The sequence below is a fragment of the Bradyrhizobium sp. SZCCHNS2022 genome (genome assembly GCF_032377575.1).
Classification (GTDB): Bacteria; Pseudomonadota; Alphaproteobacteria; order Rhizobiales; family Xanthobacteraceae; genus Bradyrhizobium; species Bradyrhizobium aeschynomenes.
This window is the reverse complement of record NZ_JAUHHZ010000001.1, coordinates 3,958,690-3,978,934: the sequence shown is the minus strand read 5'-3', so window position 1 is coordinate 3,978,934 and position 20,245 is coordinate 3,958,690. Positions and strand designations below refer to the sequence as shown.

The following is a 20,245-nucleotide window of genomic DNA, read 5'->3' as shown; positions in this document are numbered from 1 at the left end:
GGTATGGTTATCAGCTAAGTTCCCGGACGCCTAGCGATCCGCCGCGAGAGCAGCCATGCGGCACGCGCCAACGCGCGGACGAGCGCGTCATCCCGTGAGCAGATGATGCCGCGATTGGATGCAGCGCGATGCTTTCGGCAGCGCAGCGTGACGAAGCGGGCGCGGCGTTCCCACATTTCGGAACTGCCGCTGTGCGCCGTTACCGCAACCGTCCAGGAACGATCGTGACCGCTTCCTGTTCTCGGGGCAGGAGTCGACCGCCATGCGTGCAGGACCGATCGCCGTCATCGTTGCATTGCTGCTGATTCTCGCAGCCGCCAGCGTATTCGCCTATCAGGGAATGACTCTGCCCGGCGATCCGATGCCGACCGAGGGCTGGATCGCACTCACGCTCGGCGTGGTGTTTTCGCTCATCGTGGGGATCGGGCTGATGGTGCTGTTGTTCTACAGCAGCCGCAAGGGATACGATGAGCCCGCCCATTTCCGGGCCGACGATCGTCCCTAGTGAGACCGCTCACGCCGGCTGCGGCGGATGCTCCGTGCGCGGGTGACGGTCGTGCAGCAGCTTCGCCAGCTCATGCCGCAGGTCGTCGTGACCGCGCATCGCAGTCTCGAACAGCGCCTCCTGGATGTCGCGTGGCATGTCGCCCCACACGCTGATTGCGGCGTTCCCGAGCAGCTCTGCGAATCGGTTGTCGTCCATGCCGCACCTCCGAACGATCTGACGCCCGAGGCCGGCAAAGGTTCCAGGCCGACTATTGCGTGGTGAACAGGACGACCGCGATCGCAACGGAGAGCGCAATCGCGGACACGGTCCCCGTGGTCGACAGCACGCCCATGCGCCGCAGCGCTGCCGCAAACACGATGATGATCGGGGTGGCGGTGACGAGGCCGAGCTGCGCTTCGGTCATGGACGTGCTCCTGATGGCGCCGATCCCGTAGCGCGTCCCGGCGCCGCGCTGTTTGTGCGCCGACAAAGAGCATGTCTGCTGCCCCGATTAGCTTTGCCGCATCTGATCGGAGATGACCGTGTCGGCACTCGCATATGAACCGGAAACGACGGAGCGCTGGGGCCTGCTCGACGGGCTGCCGGGCGACCCCATGATGTGGGTCCTGATCCTCAGCGAGCTCGTTGCCTTCGGGCTGCTGCTCGGCGCCTTCGTCGTGGCGCGAACGGTCAATCCAGTCGTGTTTGCGGCCGGGCAGGCCATGCTGGACGGCCCTCTCGCGGCATTGAACACGATCGTGCTGGTCACGAGCGGGTGGGCTGCGGCGCGCGGGGCGGCCGCGGCCAGAGGCGCGTCACCCGCTGTCGCACGGCGCTGGATCGCGCTGACGGTCCTGCTCGGCGCGGCCTTCATTGCCGTCAAGCTGACCGAGTATGGCGTGGAGATCGCAGCCGGCGCCGGTCTCGAGACGTCTCCGTTCTTCACGCTCTATTTTCTGCTCACGGGCTTCCATCTGCTCCACGTCGTGCTCGGGATGATCATTCTCGGAATCGTCGGTCGTCATGCCTCGCCCAACGGTGTCGAAACCGGGACGGCGTTCTGGCACATGGTCGATCTGGTCTGGATCGTGATGTTCCCGATCCTCTATCTGGTGGGATGAGCCATGGTCCGCGATCGCCTCACGCTCGCTTGGCTCACCCTGCTGAGCCTCGCCATCGCCACGCTCGCGGCCTCGCTGCTGCTGCCGAACCGCTGGCTGGCCGATGCGCTGGTGCTCTCGCTGGCATTAGCCAAGGGCAGGGTGATCGTGCTGGATTTTCTCGGCCTGCGCCATGCGCCCGCGCTGTGGCGCGGCCTGCTCACATCCTGGCTTGTGGGTCTGGTTACGTTCGCCGGGCTCGCGGTGGCGCTCCGCGCGCTGGTCTGACGGGCGATCGCCGTGCTGCTTGCGCCGCGACAAAGAGAGCCCCGGCGGTGTCGTTAGATTGCCTTCACCATCGACCCTCACCAACCGGAAAGGACGTGTCATGGCGGAACGCCTGACCAAGTCGGCCGCACGGAACGTCTTCTACGGCGGTTCGGCCTTCTTCTTCGCGATCTTCCTCGGGCTGACCGCGCACAGCCACTACTACATGGTCACGACCTCGACCAACGCCACCACGCTCTCGGACGGCGTCGCGCGCGGCAAGCATGTCTGGGAGAAGAACTCCTGCATCAACTGCCATACGCTGCTCGGCGAGGGGGCCTACTTTGCGCCGGAGGTCGGCAATGTCTGGGACCGCTGGGGCGGCAGGCAGGACCCCGCCGCCGCGCGCGAGATGCTGAAATCCTGGATGCAGTCGCAGCCCTCGGGTGCGCCCGGCCGGAGGCAGATGCCGCAGTTCAATCTCTCCGACCAGGAGCTCAACGACCTCGCCGACTTCCTGCAATGGACCGACACGATCAAGCGCCAGGATTGGCCGCCGAACAAGGCCGGCTGAGCCGGCATCCCGCCCTTTCACCATGAGAGAGATTCGCGATGAGATATGAGACCCAGAAGGTCGCGATGCTGTATTTCTACGGCGCGCTGACGCTCTTCCTCGCCCAGGTCATATTCGGCCTGCTCGCCGGCACGATCTATGTGCTGCCGAACACGCTGTCGGTCCTGCTGCCCTTCAACATCGTCCGCATGATCCACACCAACGCGCTGATCGTGTGGTCGCTGATCGGCTTCATGGGCGCTACCTATTTCCTCTTGCCCGAGGAGACCGAGACCGAGCTCTACAGCCCGCTGCTCGCCAAGATCCAGTTCTGGATGTTCTTCGGCGCCGCGGGTGCCGCCGTCGTCGGCTATCTCTTCCATTATCATGAAGGCCGCGAGTTCCTCGAGCAGCCCTTCATCATCAAGGTCGGCATTGTCGTCGTCTGCCTGATGTTCCTGTTCAACGTGACGATGACGGCGCTGAAGGGCCGCAAGACCACGGTGACCAACATCCTGCTGTTCGGCCTGTGGGGCGTGGCGATCTTCTTCCTGTTCGCCTTTTACAATCCGGCCAATCTCGCCGTCGACAAGATGTACTGGTGGTACATCGTCCATCTCTGGGTCGAGGGCGTCTGGGAGCTGATCATGGCCTCGATCCTGGCCTTCCTGATGATCAAGCTCAACGGCATCGACCGCGAAGTGGTCGAGAAGTGGCTCTATGTCATCATCGGCCTCGCGCTGTTCTCCGGCATCCTCGGCACCGGCCACCACTTCTATTGGATCGGCGCGCCCGGCTACTGGCAGTGGATCGGCTCGCTGTTCTCGACCCTCGAGGTCGCACCGTTCTTCACCATGGTGATCTTCACGGTGCAGATGACGCTCAAGGCCGGCCGCAAGCATCCGAACCGTGCCGCGCTGCTGTGGTCCGTCGGCTGCTCGGTGATGGCGTTCCTCGGTGCCGGCGTGTGGGGCTTCCTGCATACGCTGTCGAGCGTGAACTACTACACCCACGGCACTCAGGTGACAGCCGCACACGGCCATCTCGCCTTCTTCGGCGCCTATGTGATGCTCAACCTCGCTGTCATGGCCTATGCGGTACCGCAGCTGCGCCAGCGTGCGCCCTACAACCAGTGGCTCTCGATCGCGAGCTGCTGGATCATGTGCACGGCGATGATGGTGATGACCTTCGCCCTGACCTTCGCCGGCATTCTTCAGGTCCATCTGCAGCGCGTGCTCGGCCAGAGCTACATGGACGTGCAGGACCAGCTCGCGATGTTCTACTGGGTGCGACTCGGCTCGGGCGTGTTCGTGGCGATCTCGGCGCTGATGTTCGTTTGGGCCGTGCTGGTGCCCGGCCGCGCGAAGCAGGCCGTGATCCCCGGTGCCCTGCAGCCCGCGGAGTGAATGCTTGCAGGCGGCGGCCCCGCGGTCGCCGCCTGTAGTCCCCGCTTTTGGAGAGAGATCATGAAAACCGCGCTGCACGCGATCGACACCGTTCCCTCGTTGCCGCCGTACACGCCGACCGCCAACGAGTGCGCGTTGTTCGAGCATGCCTTCCGGCATCGCCTGCCGGTGCTGCTGAAAGGTCCGACCGGCTGCGGCAAGACCCGCTTCGTCGCGCACATGGCGGCGCGACTCGGCCTGCCGCTGCACACGGTCGCCTGTCACGACGATCTCACCGCCGCCGATCTCACCGGGCGCTATCTGCTCAAGGGCGGCGACACCATATGGACCGACGGGCCGCTGACCCGCGCGGTGCGTGACGGCGGCATCTGCTATCTCGATGAAGTGGTCGAGGCACGCAAGGACGTGACCGTCGTGCTGCATCCTCTCACGGACGACCGGCGCATTCTGCCGCTGGAGCGCACCGGAGAGGAGCTGGTCGCGCCCGACGGCTTCATGCTGGTCGTGTCCTACAATCCCGGCTACCAGTCGCTGCACAAGGCGCTGAAGCCATCGACGCGGCAGCGCTTCATCGCCATCGAGTTCGGCTTCCTGCCGGCCGAGCAGGAGATCGCGGTGGTCGCGGCCGAGAGCGGGCTGTCGCCCGAGCGGGTGCGGCCGCTGGTGGGGCTGGCGCATCGCCTGCGCGCGCTGCAGGGCCACGACCTGGAGGAGGGTGTCTCGACACGGCTCCTGGTCTATTGCGCGACGCTGGTTGCGGCTGGCACGCCGGTCGCCGATGCCGTGCTCGCCGCGATGATCGAGCCGCTCACCGACGACGCGGACGTCAAGGACGCGTTGCGCGAGGTCGCGCACGTCGTGATCGGGTGAGCCATGCTCGACTTCCTGGAACTGGAGGAGACCGTCGGCCGTGCCTGGCATCGCCTGGTCGGCACGACGTCGAGCTACCCGGTCCATCCGGATCATGCGGTCGCAATGACCGAGATCAGCGGGCGCATCGCCGTGATGTTCCGTGCGCTCGGTGGCGAGACCGGCGTGCAGATCGCGAGTAGCAAGGCGCGCAAGTCGGGCCACCGGCTCGGCTGGCGCCAGCGCATCGGGCTCGGAGACGAATGCCTCGACCAAGCCGGGCGCGATGGTGCCACATTGTTCCTTCCCGAGACCATCGCGCTGTTGCCGGATCGCGCGCTCAACGCGCAGCTCTACCGATGGCTTGCCGCGTGGTTTGCGACCATGTCGGTCGAGCCGATCGCGGAGGCGGATCCGCTGCGCCGGGATCTCCTGACGCTGCGGCGTGCCGGCGAGACGACGGCGCTGGTGCTCGCGCGCTTTCCCGGGCTCGTCGCTCCTCATGCACAACTCGCCCAAGCGCTTGCCGCGGCTCGGCCGCGACGGCCGCTGCCGCGACTGGAGCAGCAGGTCGAGTCCATCGTCATGGCGCTGCTGGGCGCCGGAGCGCCTCTCCAGGACGGGTTGTGGGCCGCGGTCGTCGCCGACGGCGCTCTGCCGGACACGGCGCCGCCTGGCTACAGGCCGATGCTGCCATGCCCATTGTGGGGTGATTGCTGGAGCCGCGACGGCATCGCCGCCGGGCGTGATGACGAGGAGAGTGAGGCGCCGGCGCAGGACGCAACCGCGCCCGACGGCCGCAAGCGCTTCGCGCAACGCGAGCGTGACGAGAGAACCCAGCGCGACCCATTCATCCTCAATCGCTTCGAGAAGATTCTCGCGATGGCGGAGATGGTGAACGTCGATCGGCCCTCCGATGACACGGATGATGACGACGCCCGCAAGGCGGCCGACGATCTCGACGAGCTCGCGATCAGCAGGCGCAAGGGCAGGCCGGCGAGCAAGCTGAAGTTCGATCTCGATCTGCCCCCCGAGGCGGTCGACAGCGCCCGGCTCGACAGTGGCCGGCTCTACCCCGAATGGAATTATCGCAGCCGCGCCTATCTGCCCGACCATTGCCGCGTGGTGACGGGCGACGCCACCGAGGCCGGAGAGAGCTGGGCTCCGGATGACGCGATGCGCCGTCGCATTCGAGGCGTGCGGCGTCGCTTCGAGACCTTGCGGCCGCGCCACGAGGTGATGCGCGCGCAGGCCGACGGGCACGATCTGGACATCGACGCGCTGGTCCGCGCGCGCAGCGACTTCAACGCCGGCCATGGTGGGCTCGATCGCGTGCACCTCGCGATGCGTCCGCTCGCGCATGATCTTGCGGTGACCCTGCTGGTCGATGTCTCGCTGTCGACGGACGCGTGGGTCGATGGCGTGCGCGTCCTGGACGTCGAGAAGGAGGCGCTTCTGGTGCTGGCGCACGGCCTGTCGGCCTGCGGCGACAGCCACAGCATCCTCACCTTCACGTCGCGACGCAATTCCTGGGTCCGCCTGGAGACCGTGAAGGCGTTCGGCGAGCCGATGAGCGGGCAGGTCGAGCGACGCATTGGTGCGCTCAGGCCGGGCTACTACACGCGTATCGGCACAGCCATCCGTCATGCGGCCGGCGAGCTTGCGGAGCGTCCGGAGCGCAAGCGCCTCTTGCTGGTGTTGACCGACGGCAAGCCGAACGACGTCGATCACTATGAGGGACGGTTCGCGATCGAGGACACCCGCAAGGCCGTGCAGGAATCCAGGCGAGCAGGTGTTGCGGTGTTCGGAGTCACCATCGATGGCTCGGCGCAATCCTACTTTCCAACCTTGTTCGGTCGCGGCGGCTACGCCATCGTCGGCAATATTCGTCGTCTGCCCGCGGCGCTGCCGGCACTATACCGGCAGCTGGCGCATTGAATTTGGAAGCGGGCGTACGCCTCACGTCGCCGGCTCGCGCAGGTTTCGCAACGGCACCGGCAGGTGCCCCATCAGCTTGTCGAACTCACCCGGGTCGAGCTTCTCCCAGAGGATTTCGAAGATGCCGCGCGCGGCCTTGAGTGGATCGATCGGGAACTGCGGCGGCAGCTGGCGGAAGATGTCGTCGACGAATTCCTCCAGATGCCGGTCCTTCGTCGGTGTGGCCGCGTGCTGCCAGCCTTCGTAGTAGATGCCGCGGATGAGCAGCGGCAGCTGGGCGCCGAAGTTCGCAGCGGTGGCCAGCGGCAGACGGTCGCGCAACACGTGCAACACGGCTCGCAGCGCGTTGTAGGCCTGCTGGCGGCTCGCCAGCCCGAGCCTCTGCTCGATCGCCTTCAGCCAGATGTTGGTTTCCTGGACGGTATGGTCGAGTGCGGTCACGCCGATCTCGCTCATGTGATTCTCCATGACGATGCATAGGGATCGTTGGCGGAACGCCGAACGAGGGAACCGCAACGAGTGATTCGCTTGGACGCCGTGCCAGTAGGCGGTGTGTTCGAAGCGAGAATGTTGACTTGCATCAATCTCACGATGTCGTGGTCGATCCTGAGGTAAACGAAGGGTCAACCGGTTCCTGCGGCCACGGCGATTGCTCAAAGAGCAGGGGGCTGGTTGCAGGAGAATACCTGCCTGTCGCGGCCGCGCATCCGACATCCCGAGGTCAGCGCCGACCCTCGGTGCGCCATCAGGTTGAACCGTAATCGTCCTGCTTGTGCAGAACGCGTCTTCGCTTGCTCGTCGCGACAGACTCACCTTACATCGACGTCGTTCGGGGCGCGGCCATCTGCGCACTCGACGCCCCCTCAACTCACGAAACGACGTCGGCTCGCAATGCTCAAGTCTGCCCAAGAGAAGTCTGTTTCCAACAAGCCTGCTCAAGACAAATCCGGCAAAGACCTGCCGCTGAGCGGTTATGCCGTCGTGGTCGATGGTCAGATCAAGACGGAGTTCAAGACCAAGGAGGGCGCGCATAACGGTGCGCATGATCTGAAGCGCCGGTTCCCGATGTTGCAGATCAAGGTGTACGACGCCGAGACGAAGCAGACGCACGATATCGAGCTGGCGCGCGCGTGAGGTTTGGGCCGCGGAGGCGTTGGAGCTAACGACAGAAATTCCGTTCCTCATATGTCGCCGCAAGCGCGGTGCTCTTGAATGTGCCCTCGCCCCCCAAGGCGAAGCGGAGCTTCGCCAGGGTGGGAGAGGGCATGCAGTGCAGATCCGCGAACTCGCTCGGGTGAGGGGTCTCTTTCGACGAGTCGCGCTTGTGGAAAGATGCCCCTCACCCGGGCGAGTGCGCGGATGAGCCGGTGATGCCCTTTCCAAGGGGCGAGGACACCGTATTGGGCGGCGCCGTTGCTGAAACAATTGTGTTTGCCTTCTCCGTAAGACCCCGGCTGGCGTTGCGTACCTCGCTGCGAAACGTCTTTGCCAAATGCGATAGCGGCCTTGCCTCCGACCACAGCACGTAAGCCGAGACGGTCGTGCTCGGCGTGAATGGCCGTACCACGAGATCGTGTCCGCCCTGGCGCGGGGAGAACGGATCGACCACGGCGATGCCGACGCCGGCTGCCGCGAGCACGCAGGCCGTGTTGCAGTAGCGCACCTCGACGGTCGGCTCGAAATCCGCGTCGAGCTGCCGAAAGCTCTCGCGCACGGCCTCGCCAAGCCGCGTGCCGCGCTCCAGCCCGATCAGCGGAAAGCCGGCGAGATCGCGCGCGGAAATCACGTCGCGCTCCGCGAGCGGATGCTGCGGCGGCACCACGCAGACCATCTCGCCGGTGTGCACGATCTCATGAGCGATGCCGGGATGATCCGACAGGCCGAGCGCGAAGCCGAGCTCGGCGACGTTGCCGAGCACGCCCTCGATGACGCCCTCATAGCGCCGGACGTCGAAGAACATCCGCGTCTGGGGCCTGCGTCGCAGGAAGCCAGACAAGGTCGGCGGGATGATGCTGTAGGCGAGCGGCGGCGTGGCGACGATCGACAGATGACCCGTCCGCTGCTCGCGCAGGTCGCGCACGCGATTTTCCAGCCGCGCATGCAAGGTGAAGATCGCCTCGCTCTCCTCGTACAAGGTCATCGCCTCCGGCGTCGGAAACAACCGGTTGTTGACGCGCTCGAACAGCGTGAAGCCGGCCTGCGCCTCCATCGCCTTGAGCGCATTGCTGATCGCCGGCTGTGACAGCGCCAATTCCTCGGCCGCGGCGACGGTGGTGCGATGGCGGATGACGGCCCGCAGGATCTCCAGCTGACGCAGGTTCATGTGAACGCCCTATAAGCCCGGGTGATGGTCTCGGCCAAAATATCATAGCGCGTGGCCGCATCGGCGGATTGCAAATCCCGCGCCGCTTTCACCAAATGATCCCTTCTTTCGGTGCGCGCATACAGGCGGCCCTTCGCCTGATCCTTCGGCATGGCGCACAGATCGGAGGCACTCTTGAGCCGTATCTTCCGCGCCGCCGCCGCCCAGATGGGGCCGACCCAGCGCGCCGACAGCCGGGCGCATACGCTGTCCCGCCTGATAGAACTCCTGGAGCGGGCCGCCGCCGAGGGCGCCAAGCTGGTGGTGTTTCCCGAGCTCGCCTTCACGACCTTCTTCCCGCGCTGGATCCTGGAGGGCGATGTGCTCGACCAGTATTTCGAGCGCAGCATGCCGAATGCGTCGGTCGCCGCATTGTTCGATCGTGCGCGGGCGCTCGGGGTTGGCTTCTACGTCGGCTATGCCGAGCTGACGCCCGACGGCCGGCGCTTCAACAGCTCCATCCTGGTCGATTCCGACGGCGAGATCATCAGCAAGTACCGCAAGGTCCATCTGCCGGGCTCGGTGGAGCCGCGCGAGGGCGCCAAGTATCAGCAGCTTGAGAAGCGCTATTTCGGCTATGGCGATCTCGGCTTTCCCGCGGTGCGCGCAGGCAGCGACTGGGCCGGGGCGATCATGGGCATGATGATCTGCAACGACCGCCGCTGGCCGGAATCCTGGCGCGTGCTCGGCATGCAGGGCGTCGAGCTGGTGTGCGTCGGCTACAACTCCGCCGCCTATGATCCGAACGGCGGCAACACCGAGGATGCCGGCTTGCGCACCTTCCACTCGACCCTGGTGGCGCAGGCCAACGCCTACATGAATGCGACCTGGGCGATCGCGGTCGCCAAGGCCGGCGACGAGGACGGCAGCGGCCTGATCGGCGGCTCCTGCATCGTCGATCCCAATGGCTGCATCGTCGCGCAGGCCACGACGCTCGCCGACGAGGTGATCGTCGCCGACATCGATCTCGATCTGTGCCGGCAGGGCAAGGACAAGATGTTCAACTTCGCGGCGCACCGCCGGCCCGATCAGTACAAGGTCATCACCGAGCGTGCCGGCGTGGTCGAGCCGATCGCCGTCGATTAGCCATTTCGCCCGCAGGAGTCTTGCACGATGAGCCGTTCGTTGTTCGCAGGTTTCATCACCTTCGCGCTGCTCAGCGCGGCCGGCGCGGCAGAGCTTCCTGCCGACATCAAGCAGGCGGGGGCGCTCAAGCTCACGGTCAACTCGACCTACGCTCCGATGGAATATCACGACCCCGCCACCAACGAGCTGAAGGGTCTGGACATCGATCTCGCCAACGAGCTGGCGAAGCGTCTGGGCGTGAAGATCGTCTGGAGCGAGACGCCGTTCGCCGAGCTGATCCCCTCCCTCCAGACCAAGCGCGCCGACTTCATCATCTCCGGCATCTCCGACCGGGCCTCGCGTCGCGAGACGGCCGACTTCGTCGACTACCTCGTCACCGGCCCGCAATTCTTTGTGCTCGCCGAGAGCGATGCGAAGTCCGCGATCGATCTCTGCGGCAAGAAGATCGGCACGACCCGCTCGACCAGCTTCCCGCAGGAGATCGAGAAGTGGAGCAAGGCCAGTTGCGAGGCTGCCGGCAAGCCCGCCGCGCAATATGTGCCTGGGGAGAATTCGATCGACGTCCGCAACCAGCTGAAGCAGGGCCGCATCGACGCTGCCGTGCAGGGCAGCGAGACCTTGCCCTATGCGCAATCGCAGGAGGCCGGCAAGTACCGCATCGTCGGGGAGCCCATTGCGTTCGGTTATCAAGGCATCATGTTCCGCAAGGATGACGCTGTGCTTCGCGACGTGGTGACGGACCAGCTCAAGGCGATGATCGCTGACGGCAGCTACAAGGCGATCCTCGACAAATGGGGTCTCGGCGCCAATGCGGTGCGCGAGCCGATGCTGAACGCGGCGCCGCAATGAGCAGCGAAGCGCTCACCGGCGGTTTTCCGGATCTCTCCGGCCATCGGATCGCGCGGCAGGCGCATTGGGGGCGTTGGCTGACAGCCGCCATCATCGTCGTCATCCTCCTTGCGATCGGCCGCGCCTTTGCGCGTGGGCAGATCGAATGGTCCTTCGTCGAGCGCTTCATCGCTGCGCCGGTGATCCTGCGCGGCATGGTCAACACCATGGTCATGGCGGTCGCTGCGATGACGCTCGGCATCGCGCTCGGCATTGTCGTCGCCATCATGCGGCTGTCGCCGAATCCGGTGCTGCGCTCGGTCGCCGCCGGATACACCTGGCTATTCCGCGGCACGCCGCTGATCCTGCAATTGCTGCTGTGGTTCAACCTCGCGCTGGTGTTTCCGACCATCGGCATTCCCGGCCTGTGGAGCGCGCGTGCGGTCGACGTGATGACGCCGTTTCTCGCTGCGCTGCTCGGGCTCGGCATCAACCAGGGTGCGTACACCTCGGAGGTGATGCGGGCCGGCCTGCTGTCGGTCGACATCGGCCAGTACGAGGCGGCGCAGGCGATCGGCATGGGCCGCTTGCAGGCGCTGCGCCGGATCATTCTGCCGCAGGCCATGCGCGTCGTGATCCCGCCGCTCGGCAACGAGTTCATCGGCCTGGTCAAGGCCACCTCGCTCGCGAGCGTGATCCAATATCCGGAAGTGCTGCATTCGGCCGAGAACATCTACTACGCCAACTCCCGTGTCATCGAGCTCTTGATCGTCGCCGGGCTCTGGTATCTGCTCGTGGTCTCGATCCTCACGCCGTTGCAGATGCTGCTCGAACGCCGCTTTGCGCGCGGCATCGCGCGGAGCCGCTGATGAAGCCGCTGGTCGCGATCCGCCAGGTCAGCAAGCACTTCGGCGAGTTCCAGGCGCTGAAGCAGGTCTCGCTCGACGTGTTCGAAGGCGAGGTGGTCTGCCTGATCGGACAGTCCGGCTCCGGCAAGACGACCTTGCTCCGCTGCGTCAACCAGCTCACCACGGCCGACAGCGGCGGCATCTGGCTCGACGGCGAGCTGCTCGGCTTCCGCGAGCGGGACGGCCGGCTGCATCGGCTGTCCGAGCGCGAAATTTCGCGGCAGCGGCTCGCTTGCGGCATGGTGTTCCAGCGCTTCAATTTGTTCCCGCACATGACGGCGCTGGAGAACATCATCGAAGGCCCCGTGCAGGTGCAGAAGCGCAAGCCGGCCGAGGCGAGGGAGGCGGCGATGGCGCTGCTGCGCCGCGTCGGGCTCGCCGACAAGGCCGGCTCCTACCCGTCGCAATTGTCCGGCGGCCAGCAGCAGCGCGTCGCCATCGCACGCGCGCTCGCGATGGCGCCGCGGCTGGTGCTGTTCGACGAGCCGACCTCGGCGCTCGACCCGGAGCTGGTCGGCGAGGTGCTTGGCGTGATGAAGCAGCTCGCCAGTTCCGGCATGACCATGCTGGTCGTCACGCATGAGCTTGGCTTCGCGCGCGAGGTCGCCGACCGCGTGGTCTACATGGACCAGGGCGTGATCGTGGAGAGCGGTCCGGCCGGCGAGGTGCTGCGCGCGCCGCGCGAAGCGAGGACCAAGGCATTTCTGGCAGCTGAAGTGGGGTGAGATCATGAAGGTCAAGTCGATCATGTGGGCCGCCGTCGCGAGCGCGGCGATGGTGGGAGCAAGTGCTGCGGCCGAGCTGCCGGCCGATATCAAGCAGAACGGACTGCGCATTGCCGTGGTGCCGAACTATCCGCCGATGGAGTTCAAGGATCCGGCCACCGCGACCCTGACCGGCTTCGACGTCGAGCTCGGCGAGGCGCTGGCCAAGAAGCTCGGCATCAAGGCGGTGTGGCAGGAGACCAGCTTCGACCAGCTGATGCCCGGACTCGCCACCCAGCGCTTCGACATCATCCTGACCGGCATGACCGACCTGAAGAGCCGGCAGGAGACCGCGAGCTTCATCGACTATCTGCGCAGTGGCCCGCGCTTCTTCGTGCAGGCCTCGCGCGCCGCCGAGTTCAAGGAGCCGACGGCGCTGTGCGGCAAGAAGGTCGGCGCTTCCAGGCGCACGATGTTCCCGAAGGACATCGCGGCCTGGAGCGACAAGAACTGCGGCGCGACGCCGATCGAATTCGTCGGCACCGAGGGCTCGGCCGATGCGCGGACGCAGTTGAAGCAGGGCCGCATCGACGCTGCCGTGCAGGGCAACGAGACCTTGCCCTACATCATGGACCTCGAGCCGAACACCTATGTGCCGGTCGGCACGCCGATCGCTTTCCAGTACACCGGGCTCGCGACGCCGGTGAAGGCGGAGGAGCTGCGCGAGGCCCTGCGTGGCGCGCTTGAGGCGTTGATCGCCGATGGCAGCTACAAGGCGCTGCTGGCGAAGTGGAAGCTCAGCGACAACGCGATCGAGAAGGTGACGATCAATGCTGGACAGTAAGGCGCTCGCAGCCATCCCGCTCACTCCTGCCAACACGGCGCCACCGGCGCCGGACTATCCGTGGCCCGCGCCGTACAAGGCGGCGATGTTCCTGTCGTTCGACATCGACGCCGAGAGTGCCTGGACCTCGAAGGACCCCGCGCATGCCGCGCGACTCGTGACGATGAGCTTCGGCGGCTTCGAGGCTCGCGTCGGCACGCCGAAGCTGCTGGAGCTGCTCGCCGAGCTGGATCTGAAGGCGACGTTCTTCATCACGGGCTGGGCGGTTGATGCGCATCCGGCGATGGCCGAGGCGGTCCTGAAGGCCGGCCATGAGATCGGCCATCACGGCTATCATCATCTGCTGCCCGATCCCGGTGATCCCTTCATCATCGAGGAGATCGAGCGCGGCTTCGAGGCGCTGCAGCGCCGGCTCGGCGTCCGTCCGATCGGCTACCGCGCGCCGTTCGGCGAGTTCTGCGAGGAGCTGCGCGTCGCGCTGGTACGACAGGGCATCGTCTACACCTCGTCGTTCCGCGACGACGTCAGGCCCTACCGACATCGTCTCGTCGACGGCAAGCCGGGCACGATCGAGATCCCGGTAACGTCGAGCTATGACGACTGGATGCACGGCCTGTCGGCGCGGTTCTCGCCGCGCTCGATCTTCCCAAAGGAGCACGTGCTGTCGATGTGGAAGGACGAGCTCGACGAGGTCCGCGACTGGGGCGCGATGGTCACCACCGTGCTGCATCCGCAGGTCTCGGGGCGGCCGATGCGGTTCCGGCTGCTGCGCGAGTTCCTCAACTACGCCAAATCCTGCCAGGACGTCTGGATCACCACCGGCGCGGAGATTGCGGCGAACTACCAGCGTCATGAGGCTGCGGAAGCGAAGGGCGCATGAGCACGACCGCGATTTTCGGCAGCCATGTGCTGACGCGCAAGGACGGCGCGCAGCATGTGCTGCGCGATCATTGGGTGCTGGTCGAAGGCAAGCGCATCGCGGCGGTGACGCGCGACCGGCCCGCGGCCGACGAGGTGTTCGACCGCCCCGGCCGCTTCGTGCTGCCGGGCCTGTTGAACCTGCACAACCACATCTTCAGCGAGGCGATCGCGCGCACGCTCACCGAGGATGGCAACGGCCGCCGCAACAACAAGAGCATCGTCTACACGGTGCTTTTGCCGCTCTCCAAGCGCGGTGCGGAGATCCTCTCCGTCGAGGAGCGGCTGGCGATCGGCCGCATGGGCGTGTTGCAGCTCCTGAAGGGTGGCGCAGCCACCGTGATGGAGCCGTTCCGCAACACGATCCCCGAGCTTTTCGATGCGGCGCTCGAAATGGGCCTGCGCTTCTACGGCGCGCCCTATCTGTTCTCGACCTCGGACGCCAAGGCGGATGCCTCGGGTGTCGTGCACTATGCCGGCGACGACGGCGAAGCCGACATGGCGACCTGGAACGCGCTGCATCAGCGCTGGCACGGGCAGGGCGACGGGCGCATCGGCCTGGCGATGAGCCCGCATGCGACCGACACCTGCGGACCTGATCTGTTGCGTGCTGCCGCAGCGCGCGCGCGCGAGCTGGACGTTCCCATCACCACTCACATGGCGCAAAGCGCTGGTGAGGTTGCGACCATCGGGCAGCGCTATGGCGGCCGCACGCCGGCGGAATATCTCGACTGGCTCGGCCTGCTCGGGCCCGATCTGCTCGCCGCGCATTGTCATGCCTCGACCGATGCGGACCTCGCGCTGATGGCGGCGCGCGGCGCCGGCGTGCTGAACTGCCCGCGCGTGTTCGCGCGCGCCGGCGTTACCGCAGCGTTCGGTCGCTTCGCCGCGCATGGCGTGCGCACCGCCGTCGGCACCGACGGCTACAACATGGATCTGCTCGGCGAGCTCAATGCGGCGTCGCTGATCTCGAAGGTCGCGCTCGGCAACGCCGAGACCGCGAGCGCGCCGGAGCTGATCGATGCGGTCACCGCGACCGCGGCTGCGATGATCAGGCGCGACGATCTCGGTGTGATCGCGCCGGGCGCGACCGCTGATCTCACCATCGTCGACATGACGCATCCGCATCTCCAGCCGCTGCATGATCCCCGCCGCGGCCTGATTGCGCTCGCCAACCGCGCCAATATCGACCAGGTGATGGTCGATGGCCGGCTGCTGATCCACGACGGCCGCTATCTGCATGGCGACGAGGCGGCGATCACGGCCGCAGGTGCCGCCGCGATCGAGAAGATCTGGGCGCTGCCGGAGGCGCAGGCCGCGTTCGCGGGCTGAAGCGGTTTCCTTCATCTCACTGAGCCTCGTCAAACAACGGGCAAGCCGCTTCGTTGCCGCGGCGCGGAGTGCGCCCGGATGACGCCGGTGTCTTGGCCCTCGTGAATGATGAGGGCGCAGGGAAGGCCGGGTGCCGGTCGCACCCATGGTCCGCGTGCAGCAAAAAAGCACGCGGCAGAACCACAGGTACGGACCGGAGCATCCGGCCTTCCCTGCGCGATGGTTTACGGCTTATACGCGATCTTCCCGGCGCCCGGCTCGTTGGCCGCCGTCATCGTCCGATGCGTCACACCGGCCGACTTGATACCAGCTTCGGGGTATCAGAACCACGCGACTTCGCCGTCCGCAGAGCACCGCTCGTCCGCGCAAGCGCATCCGATGCTCCGACGTCCACCGCATTGCCGATCCAACGTCTCGTGACGACGCGTACGCCCCTCATCCGGACCGGAACGGAGGGAGGATAAACCGAATATTCTGATTTTTGGAAGTGATTTGTTTTCGCGCGGGCTCTTGAACTCGAGCTTGTTGTTGGAATTGCAGCTGATAATCGCGTTTTCGCGCGGCGCAGATCGATCACCCCGACACACAAATTCGGCGCGATCAAGCGACAGACTGCGCCCGTCGGGCAAATCAGGGTATCTGGTAGCTGCGGCTCGTGCGATGGTGCGATTGACGACTTTTGGAGCAGTGTTGCTCCTGAGCCCGCCGACTTCACGGCGTCGCGGACGAAAACATCATGCGGTAGCCCCAAATTCGACTGTCGTCCCGGGCAAGCCATGGCGTCGCAACGCGACGTCATGGCGCCGACCCGGGACCCATAACCACAGGGCCTCGTTGAGGCGACGAACGACGCCCCATCGAGCGTCAACAACGGTAAGCCGTGGTTATGGATCCCGGGTCTGCGTCCCGACAACGCTGTCGCGTTGCCGTGACTTGCCCGGGACGACAGCGGAGTTTGTTGCCATCAGCGCGCCCAGCGCGAACGCATCAACGATCGCGATCTCTCGACCTTGGCCTCATGGTTCGAGACGGCGCGCGCTTGTTCGTCGATTGCTCTCACGCGCAGATCAGCGCGCGCCTCCTCACCATGAGGGTCCGGCACCGACGTCGGTGCTGGATCCCGTGCCATGAACACGCCGACAGTCGTGTTCCTGGAGACCTGCCTCTCACGAGGCTTCGGCGCAGAGAATTTGGCGACGCCGAATCCTGCCACTCCTCACCCTGAGGAGCGCGCCGAAAGGCGCGCGTCTCGAAGGGCGAGGCCCGGATTACTACGTCCTCGTTGTCGAGTTGATGCGAGCCTTACCGCGTCCCATACGCCCGGTCGCCGGCGTCGCCGAGGCCGGGGACGATGAAGGCGTCGTCATCGAGCCCGTCGTCGATCGCCGCCGTCCACAGCGTGACGTCGGGATGCAGGCCGCGGACGCGCTCGACGCCTTCGGGGGCCGCGATCATGCAGACCATGCGGATGTCCTTGGCGCCGCGCTCCTTGAGCCGGTCGACCGCCGCGACGGCGCTGTTGCCGGTCGCCAGCACCGGGGTCACCACGACGGCCAGGCGCTCCTGCAGGTCGGAGGGCGCCTTGAAGAAATACTCGACGGCGGTGAAGGTCTGCGGCTCACGGTAGAGGCCGATATGAGCGACGCGCGCGGTCGGCACCAGATCGAGCATGCCGTCGACGAAGGTGACGCCGGCGCGCAGCACCGGCACGAACACCAGTTTCTTGCCGGCGATCTTGGCCGACTGCATTCGCGCCAGCGGCGTCTCGACCTCGACCTCCGTCAGCGGCAGGTCGCGCGTGACCTCGTAGCAGAGGAGCATGCCGATCTCCTTGAGGAGCTCGCGGAACGACTTGGTCGAGATCGACTTGTCGCGGATCAGGGTCAGCTTGTGCTGCACCAGCGGATGATCGACGACCGTGACGCCTTCCATGGTTTTCTCCTATGCTCCAGCATCGTCATTGCGAGGAGCGAAGCGACGAAGCAATCCAGACTTTTTTCCTGGCCCCTGGATTGCTTCGCTTCGCTCGCAATGACGAGCGGCGAGGCCGGCAAGTTTGGCTCAAACCCCTTAAAACACCGTGCCGTCGCTGATGATGGTCAAAGGCGGCAAGCCGTCCGGGCGGCGGGCGAAGGCGAGCTTGCGGCCGGCGGCCCAGGTGCCGCCTTCGAGGATGCGCGCCAAGGGCAGCTGTTCGGCGGTCCGGCCGGTACGCTGGCGGATCAGGGCGGCCAGCCGGTCGAGCAGGGCGACCGTCAGTGCACGCCATTCCACCACCAGCGGCGAGTCCACGGCGTGCGCCCGCGCGGCATCGGCGGGATCGCGCAGGCTCAGCACACCGCCGTCCACGAACAGGCCGCCATTGCGGTATTCGGCGAGGCCGGTGAGGCCGTCGATGTCATCGACCACGAGGCCGGCGCGCTGCAGCGGTTCGATCAGCGAATAGCTCAGCCATTGCGACAGCTTGTGCAGCGGCACGAGGCCGCTGGTCGAGTCGTCGGTGACCAGGGCCGGGTGTCGCCAGCAATCACCGAGTGCGAGGCCGTCCACGGTCAGCCGTGACGGCCAGATCGGGCCGAGTTGCAGCAGCACCTGCTGCAGGATGTCGGCGGCCTGGACATGGCCGCCGGTCGCACCGGCGGCGAACTGATCGAACAAGCCGCCGGGACGCGGAGCATCCTTGGTTCCGAAGACCTGTGGCCTCGCAGCCGTGACCTCACCGAGCCGGCGCAACAGAGCGACGCGGCCTTCCAACCCGACCAATGGATTGTCGAGGCCCACCTGGAAGCCGCGTTCGAGATCGGCGACGGTGAGCTGCTGCAGCTTCGCGGCATCGGCGCGCAGCGGATCGTTCGCGTCGGCGGAGAACGCGCCGCTTGCGAACATGTCGAGGCTTGCCAGCGCCAGCCCCTCGGAGCGGCCGATGCGCGTGCCCGTCACATCATCCTGATAGCGCCAGGCCGCACCCGCGCCGGCGTCGAGCAGCACGCTGGTGATGGCGAGATCAAATTCGGCGCGCGCCCGCGCCGCCGCATCCGGCCACCGCACCTCGGCCGCGATCGCAGCCCAGCGATCAACGCCGCCGACCACGAAGTGCCGCCAGCGTGAATGGAACGGCACCTCGCCATTTGGATAGGCCTTGCTCGTGACCTCCAGCACGAGATCGGCGATCGCATCGAGCCTGCCGAGATCGATGCGGAGATGCGGCAGCTTGTCATCGAGCCCGAGCGCAAGCAGCTGATGCGCCCGCTCGCGCACGGCGCGGGCGGACAGGAGATATGAGACGTCGGTCATGATCGGCCGCTTTGCTCAGTACTTCTCGAGCGGGCGGCCGACGGTGTCGCCGAGCTCTTGCGGTTTCTGCGGCTCCAGCGAGAAATAGCCGGCCGCCTTCTTGGCCGCGATTTCGACATGGGCATCGGCCGGGATCAGCTCGTCGGGGATCGGCACGCGTTCGACGATGTCGACGCCCTGTCCGACGAGCGCGTCGTGCTTCATGTCGCTCATCGAGATGAAGCGGTCGATGCGTTTGATGCCGAGCCAGTGGATCACGTCGGGCATCAGCTGCTGGAAGCGGGCGTCCTGCACGCCGGCGACGCATTCGGTGCGCTCGAAATAGGCCGCCGCGGCGTCGCCGTCCTCCTGGCGCTTGCGCGCATTGTAGACCAGGAATTTCGTCACTTCGCCGAGCGCGCGGCCTTCCTTGCGGTTGTAGACGATGATGCCGAGGCCGCCATTCTGGCCGGCGGCGACGCATTCCTCGATGCCGTGGATCAGATAGGGGCGGCAGGTGCAGATGTCGGAGCCGAACACGTCGGAACCGTTGCACTCGTCATGCACGCGACATGTGATCTTCGTCCTGGAGTCATTCAGCTTGGTGACGTCGCCGAACAGATAGACCGTGGTGCCGCCGATCGGCGGCAGGAACACCTGCAGGTCCGGCCGCGTCACCAGCTCCGGATACATCCCGCCGGTCTGCTCGAACAGGCCGCGCCGCAGATTGGTCTCGCTGGTGCCGAACCGCGCGGCGACGCCGGGCAGGTACCACACCGGGTCGATCGCGATCTTCACCACCGACACGCTGCCATTGGCGTGCACGACCTCGCCGTCATGGACGAGGCGCTTGGCGGCGAGCGCGGCATGCAGCTCCGGGAGCTCGATGCGCGCCTTGGTCACTGCGATCGAGGGGCGGATGTCGATGCCCTCGGCGATCTCGCCGCCAAAGTTCTCGGCGACGAGGTGACCCCAGGGATCGAGCGCGACGATCTTGGCGGGATCGCGCCATTGGCCGAATGGGCCGATGGTGGCGGCGGGATGGGTGTTGGTGAGATCGGGGCGGCGGATCGGATCGAGCGCGCCGGAGGAGACCGCGAGCGCGCGGTACACCGTGTAGGAGCCGCCATGGCTGCCGATGACGTTGCGGTCCTGCGGACGCGACACCGTGCCGATCACAGGCCCGCGCTCGCGCGCGGTCTCGGCGCCCCAGTGGAGCGGGAAATTATGCTTGGCGCCTGGCACAGGGTGCGAGGTCAGGCGGATGTGATCCGTGCGGTTGGAGCGAGTCATCGGACAGCTACCCCCAAAACGGCAACGGCCCGCCTTGACGACGGGCCTGAGCAGAACGAGTTCACGTTTTCCATGCACCAATATAGCAGTTTTTCCA

The 20,245-nt window shown here is 66.0% G+C and carries 23 protein-coding genes; 15 read left to right on the top strand and 8 right to left on the bottom strand.

Going from position 1 to position 20,245, the window contains the following annotated elements:
• Positions 1 to 262 precede the first annotated feature (262 nt).
• Positions 263 to 505 (top strand): hypothetical protein, encoded by a 243-nt coding sequence (locus tag QXZ94_RS17905; protein WP_315721517.1) that lies wholly within the window; start codon positions 263 to 265, stop codon positions 503 to 505.
• A 9-nt stretch (positions 506 to 514) separates the two neighbouring features.
• Here QXZ94_RS17905 and QXZ94_RS17900 read toward each other — a convergent pair whose 3' ends face one another.
• Positions 515 to 703, bottom strand: coding sequence for a hypothetical protein (locus QXZ94_RS17900; protein ID WP_315721516.1), 189 nt, complete (start codon positions 701 to 703; stop codon positions 515 to 517).
• A 52-nt stretch (positions 704 to 755) separates the two neighbouring features.
• Positions 756 to 911 (bottom strand): hypothetical protein, encoded by a 156-nt coding sequence (locus tag QXZ94_RS17895; RefSeq protein ID WP_315717764.1) that lies wholly within the window; start codon positions 909 to 911, stop codon positions 756 to 758.
• Between the two features lie 118 nt (positions 912 to 1,029).
• On the opposite strand from QXZ94_RS17895, the gene QXZ94_RS17890 reads away from it, so the two are divergent.
• The 6 genes from QXZ94_RS17890 to QXZ94_RS17865 all read left to right on the top strand — a co-directional run bounded on the left by QXZ94_RS17890 (position 1,030) and on the right by QXZ94_RS17865 (position 6,600).
• The gene (locus tag QXZ94_RS17890) at positions 1,030 to 1,608 is read left to right on the top strand and encodes a cytochrome c oxidase subunit 3 family protein (protein ID WP_315721515.1); all 579 of its coding nucleotides are present in this window, start codon (positions 1,030 to 1,032) and stop codon (positions 1,606 to 1,608) included.
• 3 nt (positions 1,609 to 1,611) lie between these two features.
• The gene (locus QXZ94_RS17885) at positions 1,612 to 1,875 is read left to right on the top strand and encodes a cytochrome C oxidase subunit IV family protein (RefSeq protein WP_315721514.1); all 264 of its coding nucleotides are present in this window, start codon (positions 1,612 to 1,614) and stop codon (positions 1,873 to 1,875) included.
• A gap of 100 nt (positions 1,876 to 1,975) precedes the next feature.
• Positions 1,976 to 2,428, top strand: a complete 453-nt coding sequence (locus tag QXZ94_RS17880; RefSeq protein ID WP_172112231.1) for a c-type cytochrome — start codon at positions 1,976 to 1,978, stop codon at positions 2,426 to 2,428.
• Between the two features lie 38 nt (positions 2,429 to 2,466).
• A complete protein-coding gene (locus tag QXZ94_RS17875; protein WP_315721513.1) occupies positions 2,467 to 3,813 on the top strand; it encodes a cbb3-type cytochrome c oxidase subunit I in 1,347 nt (448 codons plus the stop codon).
• 60 nt (positions 3,814 to 3,873) lie between these two features.
• Positions 3,874 to 4,683 (top strand): CbbQ/NirQ/NorQ/GpvN family protein, encoded by an 810-nt coding sequence (locus tag QXZ94_RS17870; protein ID WP_315721512.1) that lies wholly within the window; start codon positions 3,874 to 3,876, stop codon positions 4,681 to 4,683.
• A 3-nt stretch (positions 4,684 to 4,686) separates the two neighbouring features.
• The gene (locus QXZ94_RS17865; RefSeq protein WP_315721511.1) at positions 4,687 to 6,600 is read left to right on the top strand and encodes a nitric oxide reductase activation protein NorD; all 1,914 of its coding nucleotides are present in this window, start codon (positions 4,687 to 4,689) and stop codon (positions 6,598 to 6,600) included.
• A gap of 21 nt (positions 6,601 to 6,621) precedes the next feature.
• Here the strand turns inward: QXZ94_RS17865 and QXZ94_RS17860 are convergent, their stop codons facing one another.
• Complete coding sequence (locus tag QXZ94_RS17860) at positions 6,622 to 7,056, bottom strand: DUF2267 domain-containing protein (RefSeq protein WP_172112227.1); 435 nt, start codon at positions 7,054 to 7,056, stop codon at positions 6,622 to 6,624.
• Between the two features lie 435 nt (positions 7,057 to 7,491).
• Here QXZ94_RS17860 and QXZ94_RS17855 point away from each other — a divergent pair, with 435 nt between their 5' ends.
• The gene (locus tag QXZ94_RS17855; RefSeq protein WP_172112226.1) at positions 7,492 to 7,734 is read left to right on the top strand and encodes a hypothetical protein; all 243 of its coding nucleotides are present in this window, start codon (positions 7,492 to 7,494) and stop codon (positions 7,732 to 7,734) included.
• A gap of 205 nt (positions 7,735 to 7,939) precedes the next feature.
• On the opposite strand, the gene QXZ94_RS17850 is transcribed toward QXZ94_RS17855, so the two are convergent.
• Together QXZ94_RS17850 and QXZ94_RS17845 are read right to left on the bottom strand one after the other, a co-directional pair.
• Positions 7,940 to 8,923, bottom strand: coding sequence for a LysR family transcriptional regulator (locus QXZ94_RS17850; RefSeq protein WP_315721510.1), 984 nt, complete (start codon positions 8,921 to 8,923; stop codon positions 7,940 to 7,942).
• Positions 8,920 to 9,075: a hypothetical protein gene (locus QXZ94_RS17845; protein WP_315721509.1), complete on the bottom strand. Its 156-nt coding sequence runs from the start codon at positions 9,073 to 9,075 to the stop codon at positions 8,920 to 8,922. The genes QXZ94_RS17850 and QXZ94_RS17845 overlap by 4 nt, the downstream gene beginning before the upstream one ends.
• Here QXZ94_RS17845 and QXZ94_RS17840 point away from each other — a divergent pair.
• From QXZ94_RS17840 to QXZ94_RS17810, 7 genes are read left to right on the top strand one after another with little or no spacing between them, the layout of a single operon-like run.
• Positions 9,074 to 10,048, top strand: coding sequence for an N-carbamoyl-D-amino-acid hydrolase (locus QXZ94_RS17840; protein WP_315721508.1), 975 nt, complete (start codon positions 9,074 to 9,076; stop codon positions 10,046 to 10,048). The genes QXZ94_RS17845 and QXZ94_RS17840 overlap by 2 nt on opposite strands.
• A 27-nt stretch (positions 10,049 to 10,075) precedes the next feature.
• Positions 10,076 to 10,897 carry an ABC transporter substrate-binding protein gene (locus tag QXZ94_RS17835; RefSeq protein WP_315721507.1) on the top strand — a complete coding sequence of 274 codons (822 nt, stop codon included), beginning with the start codon at positions 10,076 to 10,078 and terminating at the stop codon, positions 10,895 to 10,897.
• Complete coding sequence (locus QXZ94_RS17830) at positions 10,894 to 11,745, top strand: amino acid ABC transporter permease (RefSeq protein ID WP_315721506.1); 852 nt, start codon at positions 10,894 to 10,896, stop codon at positions 11,743 to 11,745. Before QXZ94_RS17835 ends, QXZ94_RS17830 begins: the two co-directional genes overlap by 4 nt.
• Positions 11,742 to 12,509: an amino acid ABC transporter ATP-binding protein gene (locus QXZ94_RS17825; protein WP_315726346.1), complete on the top strand. Its 768-nt coding sequence runs from the start codon at positions 11,742 to 11,744 to the stop codon at positions 12,507 to 12,509. Before QXZ94_RS17830 ends, QXZ94_RS17825 begins: the two co-directional genes overlap by 4 nt.
• A gap of 22 nt (positions 12,510 to 12,531) precedes the next feature.
• Positions 12,532 to 13,332, top strand: a complete 801-nt coding sequence (locus tag QXZ94_RS17820; RefSeq protein ID WP_409998798.1) for an ABC transporter substrate-binding protein — start codon at positions 12,532 to 12,534, stop codon at positions 13,330 to 13,332.
• Positions 13,319 to 14,212, top strand: a complete 894-nt coding sequence (locus QXZ94_RS17815; protein ID WP_315721504.1) for a polysaccharide deacetylase — start codon at positions 13,319 to 13,321, stop codon at positions 14,210 to 14,212. The genes QXZ94_RS17820 and QXZ94_RS17815 overlap by 14 nt, the downstream gene beginning before the upstream one ends.
• Positions 14,209 to 15,582, top strand: coding sequence for an amidohydrolase family protein (locus tag QXZ94_RS17810; RefSeq protein WP_315721503.1), 1,374 nt, complete (start codon positions 14,209 to 14,211; stop codon positions 15,580 to 15,582). Before QXZ94_RS17815 ends, QXZ94_RS17810 begins: the two co-directional genes overlap by 4 nt.
• Positions 15,583 to 16,884: 1,302 nt before the next feature.
• Here the strand turns inward: QXZ94_RS17810 and upp are convergent.
• The 3 genes from upp to QXZ94_RS17795 all read right to left on the bottom strand — a co-directional run bounded on the left by upp (position 16,885) and on the right by QXZ94_RS17795 (position 20,148).
• On the bottom strand, positions 16,885 to 17,514 hold the full coding sequence (gene upp, locus QXZ94_RS17805) for a uracil phosphoribosyltransferase (protein WP_315721502.1): 630 nt from the start codon (positions 17,512 to 17,514) through the stop codon (positions 16,885 to 16,887).
• 138 nt (positions 17,515 to 17,652) lie between these two features.
• Positions 17,653 to 18,876, bottom strand: coding sequence for a URC4/urg3 family protein (locus QXZ94_RS17800; RefSeq protein ID WP_315721501.1), 1,224 nt, complete (start codon positions 18,874 to 18,876; stop codon positions 17,653 to 17,655).
• A 15-nt stretch (positions 18,877 to 18,891) separates the two neighbouring features.
• Positions 18,892 to 20,148, bottom strand: a complete 1,257-nt coding sequence (locus QXZ94_RS17795) for a GTP cyclohydrolase II (RefSeq protein ID WP_315721500.1) — start codon at positions 20,146 to 20,148, stop codon at positions 18,892 to 18,894.
• Positions 20,149 to 20,245: the final 97 nt, after the last annotated feature.